The sequence below is a fragment of the Streptomyces xanthophaeus genome (genome assembly GCF_000725805.1).
GTDB classification, from domain to species: domain Bacteria; phylum Actinomycetota; class Actinomycetes; order Streptomycetales; family Streptomycetaceae; genus Streptomyces; species Streptomyces xanthophaeus.
Genome location: NZ_KL647132.1, coordinates 12,062 through 34,301, shown reverse-complemented (window position 1 = coordinate 34,301; position 22,240 = coordinate 12,062). Strand labels below are relative to the sequence as shown.

Genomic DNA, 22,240 nt, shown 5'->3' with positions numbered 1-22,240 from the left:
TCTCGTTCCTTTGGGCACCCCTACACGTAACAAGCGTCGCGTAGGCTCGAATCAGCGCATCAGCGGATCCGCGGGCTGCGCCAACCTCTACAGAACCGGACAGGGGAGGAGGCCCACAGTGCTTCTCGACACCTACGGCCGTGTGGCCACTGACCTGCGCGTCTCGCTCACCGACCGGTGCAATCTGCGCTGTACGTACTGCATGCCCGAGGAGGGACTGCAGTGGCTCGGCAAGTCCGACCTGCTCAGTGACGAAGAGATCGTCCGGCTGATCCGCATCGCCGTCACGCAGCTCGGCATCACCGAGGTGCGCTTCACCGGCGGCGAGCCGCTGCTGCGGCCCGGTCTGGTCGGGATCGTCGAACAGTGCGCCGCCCTGGAACCCCGCCCCCAGATGTCGCTGACCACCAACGGCATCGGCCTCAAGCGCACGGCGCAGGCCCTCAAGGCGGCCGGCCTGGACCGGGTAAACGTTTCCCTGGACACCCTGCGCCCCGAGGTCTTCAAGACCCTCACCCGCCGTGACCGCCACCACGACGTCATCGACGGCATGGCCGCGGCCCGCGAGGCGGGCCTGACCCCCGTCAAGGTCAATGCGGTCCTGATGCCCGGGCTGAACGACGACGAGGCCCCCGACCTGCTGGCCTGGGCCGTCGAGAACGAGTACGAGCTCCGCTTCATCGAGCAGATGCCCCTCGACGCCCAGCACGGCTGGAAGCGCGACGGCATGATCACGGCCGGCGACATCCTCCAGTCGCTGCGCACCCGCTTCACGCTCACCGAGGAGGGCTCCGAGGAGCGCGGCTCGGCCCCCGCCGAGCGCTGGGTGGTCGACGGCGGCCCGGCCACCGTCGGCGTCATCGCCTCGGTCACCCGCCCGTTCTGCGGAGCCTGCGACCGTACGCGGCTCACGGCCGACGGCCAGGTCCGCACGTGCCTGTTCGCCACCGAGGAGTCGGACCTGCGCGCCGCCCTGCGTTCCGGGGCCCCGGACGAGGAGATCGCCCGCCTGTGGAAGGTGGCGATGTGGGGCAAGAAGGCCGGATCCGGCCTCGACGACCCGTCCTTCCTCCAGCCCGACCGCCCGATGTCGGCCATCGGCGGCTGACCGGCCCGGCCGGCATGACACCGCGAGCCCCGGCCCTGAGGCCGGGGCCCGCGCGCGTACGGGTGCGGTGCGGTGCGGCGCCGCTCAGGTGCGTTCCGAGCCCTCCGGCTGGACCCACTCGTCGATCTTCACGACGTCCTTCAGGAAGCCGCGGACGCCGAGGAACTGGGAGAGGCTCTCACGGTGCTCCTCGCACGCCAGCCAGGTCTTGCGGCGCTCGGGCGTGTGCAGCTTCGGGTTGTTCCACGCCAGGACCCAGACGGCCGTGTCACGGCAGCCCTTGGCGGAGCAGGTGGGTTCTTCGGTGCCGGGGGAGTCAGGGGAAATCACGGCTCAACCCTACAAAGCCCCGGACCGGAAGGGCGACGCCGGGCAGCCACGGGGGGAGCTGCCCGGCGTCGGTCCGTCGCTCCGACGGGGGATGCGGAGCGCGTAGGCAGTATGTCACGCAGGACCCGGTGTAGTGCACCGGAACTTCATGATTGATCTGAGCTTTTCTTGAGGTTTCCTGCTCCGAGGGCCGGACGGACCGGGGCCGGGACGAAGTGGGAGGGCAGGGAGGGGGTCGACTCGCGGCCCGCGTTGGCGATGACCACGGCGACGTAGGGCAGCAGCGCACCCGCGACGAGCGTCACGACCGCCACGTGGCGTTCCACGTTCCACAGGACCACGGTCGCGATGACCGACAGGGTCCGGATGACCATCGAGATCACGTAGCGTCGCTGACGGCCCCGCACGTCCTCGGCGAGCCCCATCCGTGCGCCCGTGATCCGGAAGACCTCGGCTCCGCCCTGCTTCTGCCGCTTCGTCCGCTGCACGCTCCACCACCCGATCGCCCGCCGGGCGCACCCAGGCCCGGACCCCCTCCACGGTACGCCGCCCGTCCGGAGGTGGGGAGAGGGGGTGTCCTCCGTACAGCCCTGCCCGAAATGCGCCGTTCGCCGCGCGGGTTGAGACTGGCCGCACATGCGCACATCGCGCCGGAGGAGGCGACATGCATTGGTTGTGGGCGATCATCGTCGGTTTGGTGCTGGGGCTCATCGCCCGCTTGATCCTGCCGGGCAAGCAGCACCAGCCCCTCTGGATGACCGCGATCTTCGGCATCCTCGGCGGCGTCCTCGGCAACGCCGTCGCCACGTGGATCGGCGTCAATGACACCAAGGGCATCGACTGGATCCGGCACCTGCTGCAACTGGCCGGAGCCGTCCTGCTCGTCGGCCTCGGCGACATGGTGTACATGGGGCTGAGGGGCAACAAGAGAACGACCTGACAGGGCGGCAGAGCAGGCGGAACGGCGCGGGGGCCGGTGCGGACACGACGTGTCCGCACCGGCCCCCGCGCCGTTCACCCGAGGATCAGCCCGTGACCTCGACCGCGGCCAGGTTCTTCTTGCCCCGGCGCAGCACCAGCCAGCGGCCGTGCAGCAGCTCTTCCCGGGCGGGCACCGCGTCCTCGGCGGTGACCTTCACGTTGTTCACGTAGGCCCCGCCCTCCTTCACGGTGCGGCGCCCGGCCGACTTGCTCGCGACCAGACCCGTCTCGGCGAGCAGGTCCACGACCTGGCCGAGCTCGGCCACCTGGGCGTGCGGCAGCTCGGACAGGGCCGCGGCCAGCGTGGCCTCGTCCAGCTCGGTGAGCTCGCCCTGGCCGAACAGCGCCTTCGACGCGGCGATCACGGCGGCGCACTGGTCCGCGCCGTGCACCAGGGTCGTCAGCTCCTCCGCCAGCGCCCGCTGGGCGGCGCGCGCCTGCGGCCGCTCGGCGGTCTGCGCCTCCAGCGCCTCCAGCTCCTCACGGCTCTGGAACGACAGGATCCGCATGTAGGTGGAGATGTCCCGGTCGTCCACGTTCAGCCAGAACTGGTAGAACGCGTACGGCGTGGTCATCTCCGGGTCGAGCCAGACGGCCCCGCCCTCGGTCTTGCCGAACTTGGTGCCGTCCGCCTTGACCATCAGCGGGGTCGCCATCGCGTGCACGACCGCGCCCGGCTCCACCCGGTGGATCAGGTCGAGACCGGCCGTCAGGTTGCCCCACTGGTCGGATCCGCCCTGCTGGAGCACGCAGCCGTGGCGCCGGTACAGCTCCAGGAAGTCCATCCCCTGGAGCAGCTGGTAGCTGAACTCCGTGTAACTGATGCCCTGGTCGGACTCCAGCCGCTTGGCGACCGAGTCCTTCGTCAGCATCTTGTTGACGCGGAAGTGCTTGCCGATGTCGCGCAGGAACTCGATGGCGGACATGCCCGCCGTCCAGTCCAGGTTGTTCACCAGCACGGCCGCGTTCTCGCCCTCGAAGGACAGGAACGGCTCGATCTGCGACCGCAGCCGGTTGACCCACTCCGCGATGACCGCCGGGTCGTTCAGGGTGCGCTCGGCGGTCGGACGCGGGTCACCGATCTGGCCGGTGGCCCCGCCGACCAGCGCCAGCGGCCGGTTCCCGGCCAGCTGGAGCCGGCGCATGGTGAGGACCTGCACCAGGTGCCCCACGTGCAGCGAGGCCGCGGTGGGGTCGTAGCCGCAATAGAACGTGACCGGACCGTCCGCGAACGCCTTGCGCAGCGCTTCTTCATCGGTGGACTGGGCGAAGAGCCCGCGCCACTTCAGTTCGTCGACGATGTCCGTCACGGTTTCTCGGCTCCTTCGGAGGATGGGGGTCGCGCTACAGGCGAAGACCCAGTCTAGGTGGGTCAGACGCCCTTGCTGACCGAGCTCATGTTGAAGTCCGGGATGCGCAGCGCGGGCATCGCGGCCCGGGTGAACCAGTCGCTCCACTCGCGCGGCAGGGTCTTCTCGGTCCGGCCGGCCTCCGAGGCCCGCGACAGCAGGTCCACCGGGGACTCGTTGAAGCGGAAGTTGTTCACCTCGCCCACGACCTGCCCGTTCTCCACCAGGTAGACGCCGTCCCGGGTCAGCCCCGTGAGCAGCAGGGTGGCCGGGTCCACCTCGCGGATGTACCAGAGGCAGGTCAGCAGCAGGCCCCGTTCGGTGTCCGCCACCATCTCCTCCAGGGACTTCTCGCCGCCCGCGTCCAGCGTCAGGTTCCCGAAGCCGGGGGAGAGCGGCTGCCCGGTCAGGGCGGCGCTGTGCCGGGTCGTGGTCAGCCGCTTCAGCTCGCCGCCCTGGATCCACTCGGTCACCGGGACCGGCAGCCCGTTGTCGAAGACGGACGCGTCGTCGCCCGAGCTGTGGGCGATCACGAACGGCGCGGACTCCAGGCCCGGCGCGTTCGGGTCGCTGCGCAGGGTCAGCGGGAGCTCGGAGAGCCGCTCGCCGAGCCGGGTGCCGCCACCGGGCTTGGAGAAGACCGTCCGGCCCTCCACCGCGTCCCGGGCCGCCGCCGACCACATCTGGTAGATCAGCAGGTCGGCCACGGCCGTGGGCGGCAGCAGGGTCTCGTACCGCCCGGCGGGCAGGTCGATCTTCCGCTCGGCCCAGCCCAGGCGTACGGCGAGCTCCGCGTCCAGGGCCGTGGGGTCCACGTCCTTGAAGTCCCGGGTGGAGCGGCCCGCCCAGGCCGAGCGCAGCCGGTCCGGGGACTTGGCGTTGAGCTCCAGGGTGCCGTTGGGCTGGTCGTGGCGCAGCCGCAGGCCCGTGGAGGTGCCGAGGTAGGTGGAGACCAGCTCGTGGTTGGCGAAGCCGTACAGCTCCCGGCCGCCCGCGCGGGCCCGGGCGAAGGCCTCGCCGAGGGCCGGGGCGAAGTCCGCGAACACCGCGGAGGAGGTCTCGGCCGGGGCGTCGGTGAAGTCCGGGGAGGCCGGGGTGCCGGTCACCAGCGGCTGGGCGTCCTCCGCCGGACCGGCCCCGCGCGCGGCCGCCTCGGCGGCCCGCACCAGCGGCTCCAGGTCCTCGGCGGTGACGGCGGAGCGCGAGACGACCCCCGAGGCCGTGCCCTCCTTGCCGTCGACCGTGGCGATGACCGTCAGGGTCCGGCCGCGGGTGACGCCGTTGGTGGTGAGCGCGTTGCCCGCCCAGCGCAGGTTGGCGCTCGACTCCTCGTCGGCGATGACGACGCAGCCGTCGGCGGTGGACAGCTCCAGGGCCCGCTCGACGATCTCGTGCGGCTTGGTGGTTCGAATAGACGAGCTCATCGCCCGGCCTCCTGCGTGGTGTTCAGGATGTTCACGTCGCGGAAGAGTGCGGACGGGCAGCCGTGCGAGACGGCCGCGACCTGGCCCGGCTGGGCCTTGCCGCAGTTGAACGCGCCGCCCAGGACGTAGGTCTGCGGGCCGCCGAGCTTCTCCATCGAGCCCCAGAACTCGGTGGTCGTGGCCTGGTACGCCACGTCGCGCAGCTGCCCGGCCAGCTTGCCGTTCTCGATCCGGAAGAACCGCTGGCCGGTGAACTGGAAGTTGTACCTCTGCATGTCGATCGACCAGGAGCGGTCGCCGACCACGTAGATCCCGCGCTCGACCCCGCCGATCAGGTCCTCGGTCGAGAGCCCGCCCGGATCCGGCTGGAGCGAGACGTTCGCCATCCGCTGCACCGGGACGTGCCCGGGGGAGTCGGCGTACGCGCAGCCGTTGGAGCGGCCCAGCCCGGTCAGCTTCGCGATCCGCCGGTCCAGCTGGTAGCCGACCAGGGTGCCGTCCTTGACCAGGTCCCAGCTCTGCCCCTGCACGCCCTCGTCGTCGAAGCCGACGGTGGCCAGACCGTGCTCGGCAGTGCGGTCCCCCGTCACGTTCATGATCGGGGAGCCGTACTTCAGCTTGCCCAGCTGGTCGAAGGTGGCGAAGGAGGTCCCCGCGTACGCCGCCTCGTAGCCCAGCGCCCGGTCGAGCTCGGTGGCGTGGCCGATGGACTCGTGGATGGTCAGCCACAGGTTCGAGGGGTCCACGACCAGGTCGTAGCGCCCGGCCTGCACGCTCGGCGCCCGCATCTTCTCGGCCAGCAGGCCCGGGATCTGCTCCAGCTCGGAGTCCCAGTCCCAGCCGGTGCCGGTCAGGTACTCCCAGCCGCGCCCGGCGGGCGGGGCGATCGTGCGCATCGAGTCGAACTCGCCGGTCGTGCCGTTCACGGCGACCGCCGTCAGCTGCGGGTGGATCCGCACCCGCTGCTGGGTGGTCGAGGTGCCCGCGGTGTCGGCATAGAACTTGTTCTCGTGCACGGCGAGCAGCGAGGCGTCCACGTGGGCCACCCCGTCGGCCGCCAGCAGCCGCGCGCTCCAGTCGGCCAGCAGGGCCGCCTTCTCCGCGTCCGGCACCTCGAAGGGGTTCACGTCGTAGGCGGAGATCCAGGTCCGGTCCGCGTGCACCGGCTCCTCGGCGAGCTCCACCCGCTCGTCCGACCCGGCTGCCTTGATCACCTGGGCCGACAGCTTGGCCATGGCCACGGCCTGCGAGGCCACCTTGGCAGCGGCGTCCATGGTCAGGTCCACTCCGGAGGCGAAGCCCCAGCTGCCCCCGTGCACCACGCGGACCGCGTACCCGAGGTCGGTGGTGTCGGACCCGCCGGAGGGCTTGGCGTCACGGAGCCGCCAGGAGGCGCTGCGAATGCGTTCCAGCCGGAAGTCGGCATGATCGGCACCCAGCGCGCGCGCCCGGGCGAGCGCCGCGTCGGCGAGCGCCCGCAGGGGCAGCGCGGTGAATGCCGCGTCGATGGAATGGGCCACGGAAGTCCTCCCGGGGTCGGGGCCGGTCGCCCCGATCATGTCGCGCTCGGGGCCCTTGTGCCTACATCTTTCTGTAGGGACTCGACAGAGCCCGTCGCAAGGCCCTGTCGGAGCCCGATTCTCCGTCCGGGCGGTACGACCTATAGGTTTTTGGTAATCAGACCGCTGAGCGAAAGGGTGATCCGTTGAGCCGCTCGGTTCTCGTCACCGGAGGAAACCGGGGCATCGGCCTCGCCATCGCCCGTGCCTTTGCGGAGGCCGGAGACAAGGTCGCCATCACGTACCGGTCCGGCGAGCCGCCGGAGGCGCTGACCTCCCTGGGCGTGCTGGCGGTCCGCTGCGACATCACCGACTCCGAGCAGGTGGAGCAGGCCTACAAGGAGATCGAGGACAAGCACGGCAACGTCGAGGTGCTGGTGGCCAACGCCGGCATCACCAAGGACACGCTGCTGATGCGCATGTCCGAGGAGGACTTCGCCTCGGTCGTCGACACGAACCTCACCGGCACCTTCCGCGTGGTCAAGCGCGCGAACCGTGGCATGCTCCGTGCCAAGAAGGGCCGCGTCGTCCTGATCTCCTCGGTCGTCGGACTGCTCGGTTCGGCGGGCCAGGCCAACTACGCCGCCTCCAAGGCGGCACTGGTCGGCTTCGCCCGGTCGCTCGCGCGTGAGCTGGGCTCCCGGAACATCACCTTCAACGTCGTCGCCCCGGGCTTCGTGGACACGGACATGACGAAGGTGCTCACCGACGAGCAGCGCGCGGGCATCGTGGCCCAGGTGCCGCTCGCCCGCTACGCGCAGCCCGAGGAGATCGCGGCAGCCGTCAGCTTCCTGGCGTCCGACGACGCCGCGTACATCACCGGAGCCGTCATTCCCGTTGACGGCGGATTGGGCATGGGTCACTGATCACCATGAGTGGAATTCTCGAGGGCAAGCGCGTCCTCATCACGGGTGTGCTGATGGAGTCCTCCATCGCCTTCCACACGGCCCGGCTGGCCCAGGAGCAGGGCGCCGAGGTCATCCTCACCGCGTGGCCGCGCCCGTCGCTGACCGAGCGCATCGCCAAGAAGCTGCCCAAGCCGGTCAAGGTGATCGAGCTCGACGTCACCAACGACGAGCACCTGGCCCGCCTGGAGGGTCTCGTCCGTGACGAGCTCGGCGGCCTCGACGGCGTCGTCCACTCGATCGGCTTCGCCCCGCAGGACGCCCTCGGCGGCAACTTCCTGAACACGCCGTTCGAGTCGGTGGCCACGGCCATGCACGTCTCCGCGTTCTCGCTGAAGTCGCTGGCCATGGCCTGCAAGCCGCTCTTCCCGGCGGAGGGCGCGGCCATCGTCGGCCTCACCTTCGACGCGCAGTTCGCCTGGCCGCAGTACGACTGGATGGGCCCGGCCAAGGCCGCACTGGAGGCCACCAGCCGCTACCTGGCCCGTGACCTGGGCAAGGAGAACATCCGCTGCAACCTGGTCTCGGCCGGTCCGATCGGCTCGATGGCCGCCAAGTCCATCCCCGGCTTCGGCGAGCTGGCCGAGGTCTGGAACTCCCGCTCGATGCTGGAGTGGGACATGAGCGACCCGGAGCCGACCGGCGCCCCCGTGTACCGCCTCGGCTCCCGCGGGTCGGACCTCGACGCCGACGGGTACCGGCTGCCCACCCAGGCCGAGTGGGGGGGGGCCTGCCCGCGTTGGGCGGGGGGCGCCCCCCCCCGCCGTTCGCGCGAGCGGGTCCGCAGTGCGGCCCGGGGCGGGGACCGGAGGCCGGGCGGGGGGCCGGGCCGTAGCTGGTGCTCGATCAGATGTGCGCCGTCTGACCGGATCTTCCCGAGTCGAAAACCAGGACAGATGCCTGCAAACTGTCCAAGTCGGGATCTTCCCGGCTCCTGCGGGGAGGAGGTAGGAGTGCGCGCGAGACCGAGCCGAGGGGTATCGCTGCTGGTCACCTCCGTGATCCTGACCGGCCTCCTGGTCCCCGGGGCCGCCGCGGAGCCCGCGGGCGGCGAGCCGGCGTCCGGTTCCGAGGCCGCCCCGGCGGTGGTCGACCTGACGGAGATCCCCGCGGAGCCACCCGTACGGCCCGCGCCGGGCGCCGGACGTGAACTCTTCGGGGCGGACTGCGACACCGAGATCAGCGGGTCACAGGTGACGGCGTACTGCCTCAACAGCTATCCGGAGACCGACCTGGTCACGCTGCACGTGGAATGCGACCGCTGGTGGGACGTGGACGGGGACGCCGCCCCCGTGGCCGTCGGCCCGGCCGGGCGGGTGGCGCTCGCCGGGCGCTGCTGGAAGGAAGTCCGCTCCGCCTGGGTCAGCCACCGGCGCGCGTGACGGCGCCCGCGCTCGCGCTCGCGCCCGTGCCCGCGCCCGGGGCGGTCGCCTCCGTGTCCTGGCCGAGGCAGACGAACGGGTAGCCGGCCGCCTCGGAGGCCGCCGCGTCCCCGTCCCCCCGCCGGATCGCCTCGATCAGCCGGGAGTGGTCCAGATGCGAGGCCGGGTCCAGTTCGGTCCCGACGTCCGTCCGCAGCCAGTCGGCCACCAGCTCCCCGAGGTCCGCGTACAGCTCGATCAGCACCTCGTTGTGCGAGGCCGTCACCACGGCCATGTGCAGGCTCACGTCCGCCGCCACGAACACCTCCGCGTCCCCGCCCGCCCAGGCCTCCTCGCGCCGGGCCAGCAGGGCGTCCAGCTGTACGAGGTCCCGCGCGGTGCGGCGCTCCGCCGCCAGCCGGGCCGCCGAGGACTCCAGCGTCGAGCGCAGTTCCGCGATGTGGCGCGGCTCGGCCCCCGCGAAGCGCCGGTGCATCACCCCGGCCAGCTCGCTGGTCGCCAGCACGTACGTGCCCGAACCCTGCCGGATGTCGAGGAGCCCGTTGTGCGCGAGCGCCCGGACGGCCTCGCGGACGGTGTTGCGGGCGACGCCCATCAGTTCCACGAGCTCCGGCTCGGTGGGGATGCGGGAGCCCACGGGCCACTCGCCGGAGGTGATCTGGTTCCGCAGCTGGGCGATCACCTGGTCGACGAGTGCGGAGCGCCGGGGCGAGGTCAGCGGCATGGGTTCCTCTCAAGAGCGACTGGACAACCAATCATCCCATGATTCTATGATGGTTCAATGTCCGACGAAGAAATCCAGACCATGAGCCGCCCACCGGCCGCCCGCATCCGCGCCGGCCGGCCCCTTTCCCCTTCCGCCCACGTCACCCCCACGTGGCTCGGCCCGGTGCTCCTCGTCGGAATCGTGCTGGCCGCCCTCAACCTGCGGCCCGCCATCACCAGCCTCGGCGCCCTCTTCGAGGAAACCCGTACGGGCCTCGGCATGAGCGGCACCGTCGCCGGACTGATCACCTCCGTCCCGGCCCTCTGTTTCGCCGTCTTCGGCGTCACCGCGCCCCGGCTCTCCCGCCGCTTCGGCCCCGCCGCCGTCGTCTGCGCGGGCATGGCCGCCGTCGCCACCGGCCTGCTGATCCGGCCCTTCGCCGGCAACGCCGCCGCCTTCCTCGCAGCCAGCGCGCTCTGCCTGGCCGGCATAGCCGTGACCAACGTGCTGCTCCCGGTCATCGTCAAGCGCTACTTCCCGGACCGCGTCGGCACGATGACCGGCCTGTACTCCATGGCCCTGGCCGTCGGCACCTCGCTCGCCGCCGCGGCGACCGTCCCCCTGACCACCGCACTCGGCGGCAGCTGGCGCACGGGCCTGCTCGTCTGGGCCGTCCTCGCCGCGGTCGCCGTCCTGCCGTGGCTGCCCATCGCCCGCGCCTCCCGGCGCGCCGAACGGGCCGCCGCCCAGGACGCGGCCGCGCAGGGCCCCCTCACCGGCCCCGCGCGCACCGACACCGGCCCCAAGGTCTTCCGCAGCCGCACCTCCTGGGCCCTGGCCTGCTACTTCGGACTCCAGGCCACCGGCGCGTACATCACCATGGGCTGGCTCCCGCAGATCTTCCGCGACGCTGGGGTCTCCGCCTCCACCTCCGGCGTGCTGCTCGCCCTCACGATGGTCATGGGCGTCCCGCTCGCCTTCGTCATCCCCGGCCTCGCCGCACGGATGAAGAACCAGGGCGCCATCGCCGCCACCCTCGGCCTCTTCGGTCTCGTCGGCTACCTCGGCCTCTACCTCGCCCCCGTGGCCGGAGCCTGGGCCTGGGCCCTCATGCTCGGCGTCTCCAACTGCGCCTTCCCGCTCGCCATCACCATGATCGGGCTGCGCGCCAAGTCCCCGGCCGGAGTCGTCAAGCTCTCCGCCTTCGCGCAGAGCACCGGCTACCTCATCTCCATCCCCGGCCCGCTGCTCATCGGCACCCTCTACCAGCACAGCGGCGGCTGGGACCTTCCCCTGGCCCTGATGGCCGGCCTCCTGGTCCCGCAGATCGCGCTGGGCGTCCTCGCGGGCCGGGACCGCACGATCGAGGACGAATGCGGCGTGCGAAACTGAGTCGCATGTCGCCCGTACTCGAACCGAACCCCCAGGACGGCCGCAAGAAGCTCGGCCTCGTGCTGGGCGCGATGCTCGCCGTGACCGTGATCATCTCCGTCATCGCGACGATCGCCTCCCCGTGAGGGAGGGTTGGTGGGGTTAACCCCACCAACCCCTAGGGGGCAGGGCTCAGGGTGAAGTGGGGTGCGCCCCGGATGGGAACGGCCCCTTCGGATCCATAGATTCGAAGACAACGAAACCCGTCCCGTCCGCACACCCCCGGAGGCGGCCATGCCGGCCCCCACGCACCCCCGGTCCCTCCCGTCCGGCCACCGCGCAGGCGCCGGCGCCGACGCCCGCCTGCACTGGTGGGCACTGGCCCTGCCGGCCCTCGGCTTCGGCCTGATGCTGCTGCTCCTCGCCGGGTCCGCCGAGGCCCATGCGGCCGCCGGGGAAGCCACCGGCCTGCTCCACGTCACCCAGCAGGTACTGCGCGCCGTCGGCTGATCCCGCGTGCGCCGGGTGCGCCCCACCAACGGGCCGCGGCCCTCCAACACCCTGCGCCCCATGGCCCGTTTCATGCGAAGCTGGGAGCCATGAGCGCCGACACACCCCGCAGGATCGCCCTCCTCCGGCACGCCAAGGCCGACTGGCCCCAGGTGTCCGATCACGACCGCCCCCTGGCGGAACGGGGCCGCAAGGACGCCCCCGCCGTCGGTCTGAAGCTCGCCGAGACCGGCATCGCCTTCGACCTGGCCCTCTGCTCCACCGCCGCCCGCACCCGCGAGACCTGGAAGCTCGCCGTCCAGGAGATGCCGCACCGGCCGAGGACCTCCTACGAGGAACGGCTGTACGACGCCTCGCTCGGCGAGCTCATCGCCCTCCTGAACGAGACTTCCGAAGACGTCGCGGACCTCCTCGTCATCGGCCACAACCCCGGCATGCACGCCCTCGCCGACGCCCTCTCCGGGCGCGCCGAAGGCGACACCCTGGCGCGGATGAGCCGTACGGGCTTCCCGACCGCGGCGCTCGCCGTCGTGTCCTTCACCGGCACGTGGAAGTCCCTGGAGCACGGCGTCGGCACCCTGCTGGACTTCTGGACCCCCAAGGACCACTGACCCGGGCCCACCAGGACCACTGATCCAGGCCCACCGACGCACGAACGGGCCCCGGCGGCCGTCCTGCCCGCCGGGGCCCGTCCTCGTACTCGTGGGCCTCGCCGGCCTCGCCGGCGCTCACGCCAGGTCGGCGGCCTCCACCTCTTCGCGGGTGATCCCCAGCAGGTACAGCACGGCGTCCAGGAACGGCACGTTCACCGCGGTGTGCGCGGCCTCGCGCACCACCGGCTTGGCGTTGAAGGCCACGCCCAGCCCCGCCGCGTTCAGCATGTCCAGGTCGTTGGCCCCGTCTCCGATGGCCACCGTCTGGGCCAGCGGTACGCCGGCCTCCGCGGCGAAGCGCCGCAGCAGCCGGGCCTTGCCCGCCCGGTCCACGATCTCGCCGGTGACCCGCCCGGTCAGCTTCCCGTCGACGATCTCCAGGGTGTTGGCGGAGGCGAAGTCCAGCCCCAGCCGCTCCCGCAGATCGTCCGTGACCTGGGTGAACCCGCCGGAGACCACTCCGACCTGGTAGCCCAGCCGCTTGAGGGTGCGGATCAGGGTCCGGGCGCCCGGCGTCAGCTGCACCTCGGCGCGGACCTTGTCCACCACGGACGCGTCCAGCCCCGCCAGCAGTGCGACGCGGGCGTGCAGCGACTGCTCGAAGTCCAGCTCGCCGCGCATGGCCCGCTCGGTGACCTCGGCGACCTCGGCCTCGCAGCCCGCGTGGGCGGCGAAGAGCTCGATGACCTCGTCCTGGATCAGCGTCGAGTCCACGTCCATGACGACCAGGCGCTGGGCCCGGCGGTGCAGCCCGGCGGAGACCACGGCCACGTCCACGCCGATGTGCGAGGCCGCGGTGGCCAGCGCCGTGCGCAGCGGCTCCGTCTCGGTGCCCGAGACGGCGAACTCCACGGCCGTCACCGGATACTTCGCGAGCCGGAAGATGCGGTCGATGTTGCCGCCGGTCGCGGTGATCCGTGCCGCTATGGCCGCCGTGGACTCCGCGGTGAGCGGGTGCCCGAGGACGGTGACGTGGGAGCGGCCGCTGCCGCGCGGCCGGTTGTCACCCGTACCGGACAGGATCTCGGCCTGGAGCTTGAGTGACTCGGCCCAGCTGTGGACGGTGGCCCGCAGCGAGCCCTCGGTCCCGGCGGCGGGCTGGGTGACGAGGGCGCACAGCACGATGCGGCCACGGGTGACGACCTGCTCGATGTCGACGACGTCGACGGCGTAGGCGGCGAGGGTGTCGAACAGCCCGGCGGTGATCCCGGGACGGTCCTTGCCGAAGATCTTGACGAGGAGGGTGGGGGCGTCTGAGGTCTGCGAAGCGCTCATGGTGCCCTCACCGTATCTTCCCCGGCCCGGGGGCCGGACCCCCGTCCCACCCTCCGGGACCGGGTCGTCAGCGCCGGACCAGGAGGGCGACCGAGATGCCCGAGACCTGCTGGTAGTCCGTCTGCGTGTATCGGTCCTGCAGGGCCTTCGCATGCTCGGGCGGCAGCGTCGTGAAGGGGTCGCCGCCGTCGTCCTTGGAGACCAGCCAGATCCGCGGCGCCGCGAGGGTGTCCAGCGCCTTGACCGGGTCGGGGGTCAGGGCCGGCCACAGGTCGTCGCGCTGCTCGCCGCTGCTGCCGAGCAGGACGTCCGGCAGTTCGATGCGGTCCGGGAGGTAGTACGCGACACCGGTGTCCACGCCCCACCACAGCTCCTGCTTCTGCTGGCCGTACGCCGCCGCGTCGCCGGGCCGGTAGCCGGCGGCCACGATCTCGGCGGCCGACCGGTAGTCCAGCGGCTTGAACCAGGTGACCGCCTCGGGGTAGGTGTACGAGGCGTGGGAGAGCGGCCGGTGCATGGTCAGGTGGTCCGGGACGACCATCACGCCCATCACCAGCAGCGCCGCCACCACACCGCGCCACCGGACCAGGGCGATCCCCGCCCCGGCCATCACCGCCCAGGCGGGCAGGACGAAGAACAGGTACTTCGGCATGAAGTAGGAGACGTCGGCCCGCTGCGAGATGACCCAGATCGCCACCACCGGCATCACGGCCGCGACCGTGCCGAAGAGGGCCGACTGCTTGCGGTCGCCGCCCCAGGCGAACGCCGCGGCCAGGAAGAGCACGGCGGCCAGCAGGGTGCTGCAGAAGACCTGCGGCCAGATGCCGGCCAGGTCGCTCAGCTGCGGCTTGGGGATCCAGCTGATCTGGCGCCCCGCCTGTCCGCCGGCGAGCTTGATCAGCGGGTACGTCGAGGCCACGCCCAGGCAGGCCGCCAGGGTGAAGCCGACCGGGAGCCGCCAGTTCCGGCGGTCCTTCCACCAGTACAGGGCCACCCCGAAGGCGTGCGCCCCGAGGAAGACCAGCGACACCAGGTGGAACCAGCCCGCGGCCGCCACCGGCAGCGCGTAGCAGAACCAGCGCACCGGGCCGGGCCGCTCCAGCGCCCGCAGCAGCAGGACCAGCGCCAAGGCCGCGACCAGCACCACGAAGGAGTAGGAGCGGATCTCCTGTGCGTACCGGGTGACGGCCGGGATCAGCGCGAACACCAGGCCCGCCGTCAGCCCTGCGCGGGCGCCGAACATCCGCTTGCCGGCCAGAGCGACACAGGCGGCGGCCGCGGCCATCGCCAGCACCGTGGGCAGCCGGAGCACGGCCGGGGACTCGCCGAAGGCCACCATCCAGTAGTGCATCAGCAGGTAGTAGGCGCCGTGCACGGCGTCCACGTTCTGCAGCATGTCCAGCAGGGCGCCCCGCGGCCGCCGGATCACCGAGAGGGTGGCCAGCTCGTCGTGCCACAGGACCGGGGTGCTGATCCGGAAGAGCCCGGAGGCGAGGGTCGCCAGCAGGGGCAGCAGCCAGACCAGCCCGGATATCGGGCGGCGCCGCAGCGCCCGCCGCGCTCTGCGCGCGGCGCTGCGAGGGCCGAGCTGCTCGACCGCAGGCTCGGTCGCGGGCGGCGCGGCGTGATCTGTACGCGTCATTGCATTCCTGGAGGTGGAGCGGGCGCGGCGGGAGCGCGGGAGCGGATGGATCCTGATCCAGGAGCCATTCTGCCGGGGTCGGGGAGCGGGTGCGGACTCCGGGCGCCCCACTGTGAGGGAAATCCTGCGGGGCGCCCGGCCCGCCAGGGCCCGTCCCGGACCCCGCGCGGACGTTGCCCGGATCCGTCCCGGACCCCGCCCGGACCGTCGCCGTGTCGCCTCCGCTTCCCTGCCGTGCCGACCCGAGGGGTGGGCGAGAAGTCCCCTATCGCACTCTCCGGGTGCCTTTCGCACCCCACCGGCGGGCCGTCACGTCCAGCCGGACGGGCCCGGATTCCACTTGTGGCCGCGGGCCTGAAATAGTTCCCCCGGATGTTCGCCATCCCTAGACTCCCTGACGTCAGGGGGATTCTCGGGGGACTTAAGTGGGGCTGGAGTGCCGGAACTCGTACTGGAATTGAACGGAAGGACCTGGACGCTTGATCCGTCCAGGTCGTACTCCCTGGGGCGCGATCCCCAGGGGGATGTGGTGATCGACGACGCCCGGGTGTCGTGGCGGCACGCCACCGTCAGCTGGAACGGCCGTGGTTGGGGCATCGAGGACCACGGCAGCACCAACGGCACCTACGTGCACGGTGCCCGGGTCCAGCAGGCCGAACTCGTGCCCGGCACGCCCGTGTTCCTGGGCAATGCGACCGACGGCCCGCGGCTGAACCCCGTCGGGGCGGCGGCCGCCGCGGCGCCCGCGGCCCAGCAGCAGGCCCCGGCGTACGCCCAGCCGCAGGCCCAGGCCTACCAGGCGCCTGCGCAGCAGCAGCCCCAGCAGGCCTGGCAGCAGCAGGCCGCGCCACAGCAGCCGCAGCACGCACAGCCGCAGCACGCACAGCCGCAGCACGCGCAGCAGCCGCAGGCGCACGTCCCGCACCAGCAGGGCGGCGGCCCTGCCGCCTCCCGCCCGGCGCAGGGCGCGGCACCCGGCTACAACGACCGCAGCCCGACCACGTTCCACCAGCTCTCGCTGGGCAACGTCATGCGCATCGGCCGTGCGCTGGAGAACGAGCTGGTCGTCTCCGACCTCCAGGTCTCCCGCCACCACGCCGAGTTCCGCTCGATGCCCGGCGGCCGCTTCGAGATCCACGACCTCGGCAGCCACAACGGCACCTACGTCAACGGTCAGCCGGTACCCAAGTCCGGCACCGCCCTGCTCGGCCCGAACGACATCGTCGGCGTCGGCCACTCGACGTTCCGGATCGTCGGTGACCGCCTCGAGGAGTTCGTCGACACCGGCGAGGTCTCCTTCTCGGCCCGCCACCTCACCGTCACGGTCGACGGCGGCAAGCAGATCCTCAAGGACGTCACCTTCGGTGTCCCGGAGAAGTCGCTCATCGGTGTCATCGGCCCCTCCGGCTCCGGCAAGTCGACCCTCCTCAAGGCGCTCACCGGCTACCGGCCCGCCAACCAGGGCGACGTCCTGTACGACAACCGCAACCTGTACAAGCAGTTCGCGGAGCTCCGCCAGCGCATCGGCCTGGTCCCGCAGGACGACATCCTGCACAAGGAGCTGCGCGTCCGTACGGCCCTGAAGTACGCGGCCAAGCTGCGCTTCCCCGGGGACACCGCCGAGTCCGAGCGCGCCGCCCGCGTCGACGAGGTGCTGCGCGAGCTCAAGCTCGACATCCACAAGGACAAGAAGATCACCGCCCTCTCGGGTGGTCAGCGCAAGCGCGTGTCCGTGGCCCTGGAGCTGCTCACCAAGCCCTCGCTGATCTTCCTGGACGAGCCCACCTCCGGCCTCGACCCGGGCATGGACCGCGACGTCATGCAGCTGCTGCGCGGCCTCGCCGACGACGGCCGCACGGTCCTCGTCGTCACCCACTCGGTCGCCGAGCTGGCCATCTGCGACAAGCTGCTGGTCATGGCCCCGGGCGGTTCGGTCGCGTACTTCGGCCCGCCGGACGAGGCGCTGAACTTCTTCGGCTACACCACGTGGGCGGACGTCTTCTCGGCCTTCGAGAACTACCGCGACTACGACTGGGCCGGACGCTGGAAGGGTTCGCAGCACTACCAGCTGTACGCCGCCGACATCGACGCCGTCGCCCCGCAGTCGGTCGCGATGCCGCCGCACCAGCAGATGCGCCCGCCGAAGCCGCAGGGCTGGGGCTCCCAGCTGTGGACGCTGATCCGCCGCTACGTCTCGGTGATCGCCTCCGACAAGGGCTTCATCGGCCTGATGCTGATCCTGCCCGCCGTCCTGGGCGTGGTCTCCACGGTCATCCCCGCGAAGTTCGGCCTCGCGCCGCCCGTGGCCCCGTCGCGCTTCAACGGCGACGCCGGCACGATCATGCTGATCCTCGCGGTCGGCATGTGCTTCTCGGGCGCGGCCAACTCGGTCCGTGAGCTGATCAAGGAACGGGTCATCTACGAGCGCGAACGGGCCACCGGCCTGTCGCGGTCGGCCTACCTCATGTCGAAGGTGATCGTCCTCGGCATCATCACCGCCGTCCAGGGCGTGATCATCTGCGGGATCGGCTTCTACCCGCGCGACCTGCCCACCGAGGGCCTGCTCATGCCGCCCGCGGTGGAGATCTGCCTGTCGGTCATCGCGCTCGGCTTCACCTCGATGATGTTCGGCCTGGTCATCTCCTCGCTGGTGAAGACCGCCGAGAAGACGATGCCGCTGCTGGTCATGTTCGCGATCGTCCAGGTCGTCTTCACCGGCATCCTCTTCCAGGTCTACGACTCCCCGGGCCTGGAGCAGTTCGCCTGGCTGATGCCGTCCCGCTGGGCCATCGCCGCTGCGGGCACCACCTTGAACCTCGGCGTCCTGATGCCGCCGTGGGACGCGGACAACCCGACCAACACCGACCCGCTCTGGGACGCCACGGTCGGGCAGTGGAGCCTGAACATCACCATCCTGCTGCTCCTCGGCATCGCCTGCGGCTTCGCCGTGCAGCGCCTGCTGCGCCGCCACGAGCCGGAGGTCATGCGCGCGGGCAAGTAGCGGCATGAAAGCCTGAACGCACGAACGCCTCAGGGCGGCCCCCGGAAGTCCGGGGGCCGCCCTGAGGCGCGTGGGGGTACGGCTACGCCAGTGGCCTAGTAGGCGCTGTTGACGTTGTCCATCGAGCCGTAGCGGTCGGCCGCGTAGTTGCAGGCGGCGACGATGTTCGCGACCGGGTCGTACTGGTCGAACTTGGTGCCCTTGACGTGGTACGTCTTGAAGGTCGGGAGGATGACCTGGAGCAGACCCTTGCTGGGGATGCCGTTCTGGGCGTTGATGTCCCAGTTGTTGATCGCCATCGGGTTGCCGCTGGACTCGCGCATGATGTTCTTGTGGATTCCGGCGTAGGTGCCCGGAATGCCTTCCTTCTTCATGATGAAGAGGGCTTCCTTGATCCAGCCGTCAAGGTTGTTCGCGAAGACGGGGGTGCGGGCGGCGGAGCGGCTCGCGGCCTGCTTCTGCTCGCGGTCCTTCTTCGCGGCGGCCTCGGCCTTGGCCTTCGCGGCGGCCTTCGCCTTGGCGTCCGCCTCGGCCTTGGCCTTGGCAGCGGCCTTCGCGTTGGCGTCGACTATGACCTGCTGTGCGGAGAGGTGGCCCTGCATGGCCTTCACCTGCGCGCCGTCGACGGCCTGGGACCAGGCGACGGGGGCTACGGCGACCGTCTGGGCCTCGACGGCGCCGGCCGGAACGAGGGAGAAGGCGACGGCGGCGGCACCGAGCGTGGCAACGCCGGCGATGGACAGCTTGTGTGCCTTCGTCAGACGACTGTGACCGGGAGTGCTGGAAGCAGACATGGCGGGGCAACCTCTTCGAATAGCGGGGGCCGCAGGAAGGCGCCGCTGGGATCCGGGATCCGCGGCGCTGTGCGACGGGAGCAATTCTTAGCGGCGGCAAAATCGCCTGGCAAAGGTGTGACCTACGATGCTGCTTAGTGGATCACGCACCGGCGCCGAGGCCGGTTTTCCGGCCTCGGCGCTACGCCCGCCCGTGTTCACGGGACCTTTATTTGTCCACTAGGTACCTTCGTAAGTGATGTGCGTCCTATGTGCGGGCTCACATCGGGCACGTAACGGTTTGACCGTGCGTTGCTGAAGCAACGCACTCCGTCACCGTCCTCATCCTTGAGTAGTACGCGGAGGCCCCCGCGCTCGTCCCACAGGCAGCCCCGGGGCACCGCTCCCGCATACCCAGGGCGTACGCCGACACGCTGCAGTCGGCATCCGGGCCGAGAGTGCTCCCGGTTTGTCCGTTATATACGGTCCTGCTTTCTGCACCGGCCGGAGCCCGCTCCCCGCCACCCCGGCTCCACCCCCGCCCCGGCCGTCGGCGCATCCGTCAGACCGGACCGGTCACGGTCCGGCCCAGGCCCAGGCCCAGGCCCGCGGCCGTGTACCGGCCGCTCGGCAGGCGGCCTGCCACCAGTCGCAGCAACGCCGGGGCCACCTCCTCCGGTGTCGGCAGCGAGGCCAGCTCCTCCTCCGGCTCGGCCGCCGCCATCATCCGCGTCCGCATCGAACCCGGATCCGCCCACCACACCCGCAGCCCCGGCTCCTCCACCGCGAGCACCGCCGACATCAGGTCCCCCGCCGCCTTCGTCGCCCCGTACGCCCCCCAGGTCTCGTACGCCACCACCGCCGCGGCCGAGCTGATGTTCAGCACGGCCCCCGCCTCCGCGGCCCGCAGCAGCGGCAGCCCCTCCTGAACCAGCCCCAGCGGCCCCACCACGTTGATCTCGAAGGCCTCGCGCAGCCCGTCCAGCGCGTGCACCGCCAGCGGCACCAGCGGCTCGGCCCCCAGCACCGCCGCGTTGTTCAGCAGCAGGTCCAGCCCGCCCAGCTCCCGCGCCGCGTCCACCAGGGCAGTCCGGTACCCCGCCGAGGACACGTCCCCCGCCACGGCCCGGACCCGGACTCCCGCCGCCCGCGCGGACCGGGCCGTCTCCTCCAGGGCCGGCCCGCCCCGCGCACCCAGGACGAGGTCCCAGCCGCGCCCCGCCAGCTCACCGGCCAGCGCCCGCCCCAGCCCGCGGGAGGCTCCCGTCACCATCGCCACCGTCATGCCCGCACCCCTGCCTTCCGCACCGCCCGCCAGATGCCCCCAACCTAGGAACGCGGCCCGCGCCGCCGCCTCGGCCGCCGGACCCGGCCCGGGCGGGCCCTTCGGCCTACGTCCGGACCTACGTCCGCGGCCCGATCCCGATGATCACTCCCGCGGGTACCGTGAGCCCCATGCACCGACCCCGCAGCGGCCTGGCCGCCGTCAGCACCGCGCTGCTCGCCATGAGCCGCCGACTGGAGGTCCGTGACGTCCTGCGCACGATCGTCGTCTCGGCCCGCGAGCTGCTGGACGCCGAGTACGCGGCCCTGGGCGTCCCCGACGACCACGGGGGCTTCGCCCAGTTCGTCGTCGACGGCATCAGCGAGGAGCAGTGGCGCCGCATCGGCCCGCTGCCCCGCCAGCACGGCATCCTCGCCGCGATGCTCCACCAGGACGGCGCCGAGCGGCTGGCCGACGTACGCAAGGACCCGCGCTTCGAGGGCTGGCCCGCCGCCCACCCGGACATGTCCGACTTCCTCGGCCTCCCGATCCGGGACGGCGAGGAGACCCTCGGCGCCCTCTTCCTCGCCAACAAGCGCTGCCCGGCCCCCGGGGCCGGCTGCGGATTCACCGAGGAGGACGAGGAGCTCCTGGACCTCCTCGCCCAGCACGCGGCGCTCGCCCTGACGAACGCCCGGCTCTACGAGCGCAGCCGCGAGCTCACCATCGCCGAGGAGCGCTCCCGCCTCGCCCACGAGCTGCACGACGCCGTCAGCCAGAAGCTCTTCTCCCTCCGCCTCACCGCCCAGGCCGCCGCGGCGCTCGTCGACCGCGACCCGGCCCGCGCCAAGGACGAGCTCCAGCAGGTCTCCGTCCTCGCGGCGGAGGCGGCCGACGAACTGCGGGCGGCGGTCACCGAGCTCCGCCCGGCCGCACTCGACGAGGACGGCCTCGTCGCCACCCTGCGCACCCACGTCCAGGTGCTCGACCGCGCCCACGGCGCACACGTCACCTTCATCTGTGACGGCGTACGGGCCCTCCCCGCGGCCCAGGAGGAAGCGCTGCTCCGCGTCGCCCAGGAGGCCCTCCACAACGCCCTGCGCCACTCCGGTGCGGACCGCGTCGAGGTCACACTGGCCCGGACGCGCGGCGGGGGAGCGGTACTGAAGGTCACCGACCCCGGCCGGGGCTTCGACCCCCGCACGGTCCGCCGGGCCGGCCGCCACCTCGGACTGGTCTCCATGCGGGACCGCGCGGGCGGCGTCGGAGGCCGGCTGGAGGTGCACTCGGAGCCCGGCAGGGGCACCACGATCGAGATGGAGGTACCGGGTGGCTGACACCCCCGTCCGCGTCCTGCTGGTCGACGACCACCAGGTGGTCCGGCGCGGCCTGCGCACCTTCCTGGAGGTCCAGGACGACATCGAGGTGGTCGGCGAGGCCTCCGACGGCGAGGAGGGCATCGCCCGCGCCGAGGAACTGCGGCCCGACGTGATCCTCATGGACATCAAGATGCCGGGCACCGACGGCATCGAGGCGCTGCGCCGGCTGCGCGAGCTGGCGAACCCCGCGCGGGTCCTCATCGTCACCAGCTTCACCGAGCAGCGCACCGTGGTCCCGGCCCTGCGGGCCGGCGCCGCCGGATACGTCTACAAGGACATCGACCCCGATGCCCTGGCCGGGGCCATCCGGTCCGTCCACGCGGGCCACGTCCTCCTTCAGCCGGAGGTCGCGGAGGCGCTGCTCGCCCAGGACGACCGGAGCACCCCGCCGGGCCGCAGCGGCTCGCTGACCGACCGGGAGCGGGAGGTGCTCGCCCTCATCGCGGACGGCCGTTCGAACCGCGAGATCGCCCGGGCGCTCGTCCTGTCCGAGAAGACGGTCAAGACGCACGTCTCGAACATCCTGATGAAACTGGACCTCGCGGACCGCACGCAGGCCGCGTTGTGGGCGGTCAGGCACGGATTGGCGGAATGAACCGACCGGAATGAGATTCATACCGTCGGGGGA

At 71.7% G+C, this 22,240-nt stretch carries 20 protein-coding genes and 1 pseudogene; 11 read left to right on the top strand and 10 right to left on the bottom strand.

Going from position 1 to position 22,240, the window contains the following annotated elements; translation table 11 throughout:
- Nucleotides 1-118: 118 nt before the first annotated feature.
- A complete protein-coding gene (moaA, locus tag IO30_RS0129520; protein ID WP_031147965.1) occupies nt 119-1,108 on the top strand; it encodes a GTP 3',8-cyclase MoaA in 990 nt (329 codons plus the stop codon).
- Nucleotides 1,109-1,192: 84 nt separating this feature from the next.
- Here moaA and IO30_RS0129515 read toward each other — a convergent pair whose 3' ends face one another.
- On the bottom strand, nt 1,193-1,438 hold the full coding sequence (locus IO30_RS0129515) for a hypothetical protein (RefSeq protein ID WP_031147963.1): 246 nt from the start codon (nt 1,436-1,438) through the stop codon (nt 1,193-1,195).
- A 146-nt stretch (nt 1,439-1,584) separates the two neighbouring features.
- Nucleotides 1,585-1,926 carry a DUF3099 domain-containing protein gene (locus IO30_RS41230; RefSeq protein WP_037895645.1) on the bottom strand — a complete coding sequence of 114 codons (342 nt, stop codon included), beginning with the start codon at nt 1,924-1,926 and terminating at the stop codon, nt 1,585-1,587.
- A gap of 176 nt (nt 1,927-2,102) precedes the next feature.
- Between IO30_RS41230 and IO30_RS0129505 the strand changes: the two genes are divergently transcribed.
- The gene (locus IO30_RS0129505; RefSeq protein WP_031147959.1) at nt 2,103-2,378 is read left to right on the top strand and encodes a GlsB/YeaQ/YmgE family stress response membrane protein; all 276 of its coding nucleotides are present in this window, start codon (nt 2,103-2,105) and stop codon (nt 2,376-2,378) included.
- An 85-nt stretch (nt 2,379-2,463) separates the two neighbouring features.
- Here the strand turns inward: IO30_RS0129505 and tyrS are convergent, their stop codons facing one another.
- From tyrS to IO30_RS0129490, 3 genes are all read right to left on the bottom strand, one after another.
- Nucleotides 2,464-3,729: a tyrosine--tRNA ligase gene (gene tyrS, locus IO30_RS0129500; RefSeq protein WP_031147957.1), complete on the bottom strand. Its 1,266-nt coding sequence runs from the start codon at nt 3,727-3,729 to the stop codon at nt 2,464-2,466.
- A 62-nt stretch (nt 3,730-3,791) separates the two neighbouring features.
- Complete coding sequence (locus tag IO30_RS0129495; protein WP_031147956.1) at nt 3,792-5,192, bottom strand: metallopeptidase TldD-related protein; 1,401 nt, start codon at nt 5,190-5,192, stop codon at nt 3,792-3,794.
- The gene (locus IO30_RS0129490; RefSeq protein ID WP_373316423.1) at nt 5,189-6,751 is read right to left on the bottom strand and encodes a TldD/PmbA family protein; all 1,563 of its coding nucleotides are present in this window, start codon (nt 6,749-6,751) and stop codon (nt 5,189-5,191) included. The genes IO30_RS0129495 and IO30_RS0129490 overlap by 4 nt, the downstream gene beginning before the upstream one ends.
- A 146-nt stretch (nt 6,752-6,897) precedes the next feature.
- Here IO30_RS0129490 and fabG point away from each other — a divergent pair, with 146 nt between their 5' ends.
- Nucleotides 6,898-7,617, top strand: coding sequence for a 3-oxoacyl-[acyl-carrier-protein] reductase (gene fabG / locus IO30_RS0129485; protein WP_031147952.1), 720 nt, complete (start codon nt 6,898-6,900; stop codon nt 7,615-7,617).
- Between the two features lie 5 nt (nt 7,618-7,622).
- A pseudogene (gene fabI / locus IO30_RS48225) lies at nt 7,623-8,318 on the top strand (enoyl-ACP reductase FabI); the annotation flags it as partial.
- Between the two features lie 700 nt (nt 8,319-9,018).
- Here fabI and IO30_RS0129475 read toward each other — a convergent pair.
- Nucleotides 9,019-9,762 carry a FadR/GntR family transcriptional regulator gene (locus IO30_RS0129475; protein ID WP_237403316.1) on the bottom strand — a complete coding sequence of 248 codons (744 nt, stop codon included), beginning with the start codon at nt 9,760-9,762 and terminating at the stop codon, nt 9,019-9,021.
- Between the two features lie 57 nt (nt 9,763-9,819).
- On the opposite strand from IO30_RS0129475, the gene IO30_RS0129470 reads away from it, so the two are divergent.
- The 4 genes from IO30_RS0129470 to IO30_RS0129455 all read left to right on the top strand — a co-directional run bounded on the left by IO30_RS0129470 (nt 9,820) and on the right by IO30_RS0129455 (nt 12,236).
- Nucleotides 9,820-11,136, top strand: coding sequence for a CynX/NimT family MFS transporter (locus IO30_RS0129470; RefSeq protein ID WP_031147946.1), 1,317 nt, complete (start codon nt 9,820-9,822; stop codon nt 11,134-11,136).
- A gap of 5 nt (nt 11,137-11,141) precedes the next feature.
- The gene (locus tag IO30_RS47745) at nt 11,142-11,261 is read left to right on the top strand and encodes an SGM_5486 family transporter-associated protein (RefSeq protein WP_267886487.1); all 120 of its coding nucleotides are present in this window, start codon (nt 11,142-11,144) and stop codon (nt 11,259-11,261) included.
- A 148-nt stretch (nt 11,262-11,409) separates the two neighbouring features.
- Nucleotides 11,410-11,625, top strand: a complete 216-nt coding sequence (locus IO30_RS0129460; protein ID WP_031147945.1) for a hypothetical protein — start codon at nt 11,410-11,412, stop codon at nt 11,623-11,625.
- A gap of 89 nt (nt 11,626-11,714) precedes the next feature.
- A complete protein-coding gene (locus IO30_RS0129455; RefSeq protein WP_031147943.1) occupies nt 11,715-12,236 on the top strand; it encodes a SixA phosphatase family protein in 522 nt (173 codons plus the stop codon).
- A 117-nt stretch (nt 12,237-12,353) separates the two neighbouring features.
- On the opposite strand, the gene serB is transcribed toward IO30_RS0129455, so the two are convergent.
- Nucleotides 12,354-13,553, bottom strand: a complete 1,200-nt coding sequence (serB, locus tag IO30_RS0129450) for a phosphoserine phosphatase SerB (protein ID WP_031147941.1) — start codon at nt 13,551-13,553, stop codon at nt 12,354-12,356.
- A 67-nt stretch (nt 13,554-13,620) separates the two neighbouring features.
- Nucleotides 13,621-15,195 (bottom strand): glycosyltransferase family 39 protein, encoded by a 1,575-nt coding sequence (locus IO30_RS0129445; RefSeq protein ID WP_031147939.1) that lies wholly within the window; start codon nt 15,193-15,195, stop codon nt 13,621-13,623.
- 436 nt (nt 15,196-15,631) lie between these two features.
- Between IO30_RS0129445 and IO30_RS0129440 the strand changes: the two genes are divergently transcribed.
- Entirely contained in the window at nt 15,632-18,196 is a 2,565-nt protein-coding gene (locus tag IO30_RS0129440) for an ABC transporter ATP-binding protein/permease (RefSeq protein WP_078904314.1), read from the top strand.
- A 95-nt stretch (nt 18,197-18,291) separates the two neighbouring features.
- Here the strand turns inward: IO30_RS0129440 and IO30_RS0129435 are convergent, their stop codons facing one another.
- Together IO30_RS0129435 and IO30_RS0129430 are read right to left on the bottom strand one after the other, a co-directional pair.
- Nucleotides 18,292-18,990 carry a transglycosylase SLT domain-containing protein gene (locus tag IO30_RS0129435; RefSeq protein WP_031147935.1) on the bottom strand — a complete coding sequence of 233 codons (699 nt, stop codon included), beginning with the start codon at nt 18,988-18,990 and terminating at the stop codon, nt 18,292-18,294.
- A gap of 541 nt (nt 18,991-19,531) precedes the next feature.
- Nucleotides 19,532-20,254, bottom strand: a complete 723-nt coding sequence (locus IO30_RS0129430; protein WP_031147933.1) for an SDR family NAD(P)-dependent oxidoreductase — start codon at nt 20,252-20,254, stop codon at nt 19,532-19,534.
- A 170-nt stretch (nt 20,255-20,424) separates the two neighbouring features.
- On the opposite strand from IO30_RS0129430, the gene IO30_RS0129425 reads away from it, so the two are divergent.
- Both IO30_RS0129425 and IO30_RS0129420 read left to right on the top strand, forming a co-directional pair.
- Entirely contained in the window at nt 20,425-21,570 is a 1,146-nt protein-coding gene (locus IO30_RS0129425; RefSeq protein WP_031147931.1) for a GAF domain-containing sensor histidine kinase, read from the top strand.
- A complete protein-coding gene (locus tag IO30_RS0129420) occupies nt 21,563-22,207 on the top strand; it encodes a response regulator (protein ID WP_031147929.1) in 645 nt (214 codons plus the stop codon). Before IO30_RS0129425 ends, IO30_RS0129420 begins: the two co-directional genes overlap by 8 nt.
- The last annotated feature ends 33 nt before the right edge of the window (nt 22,208-22,240 follow it).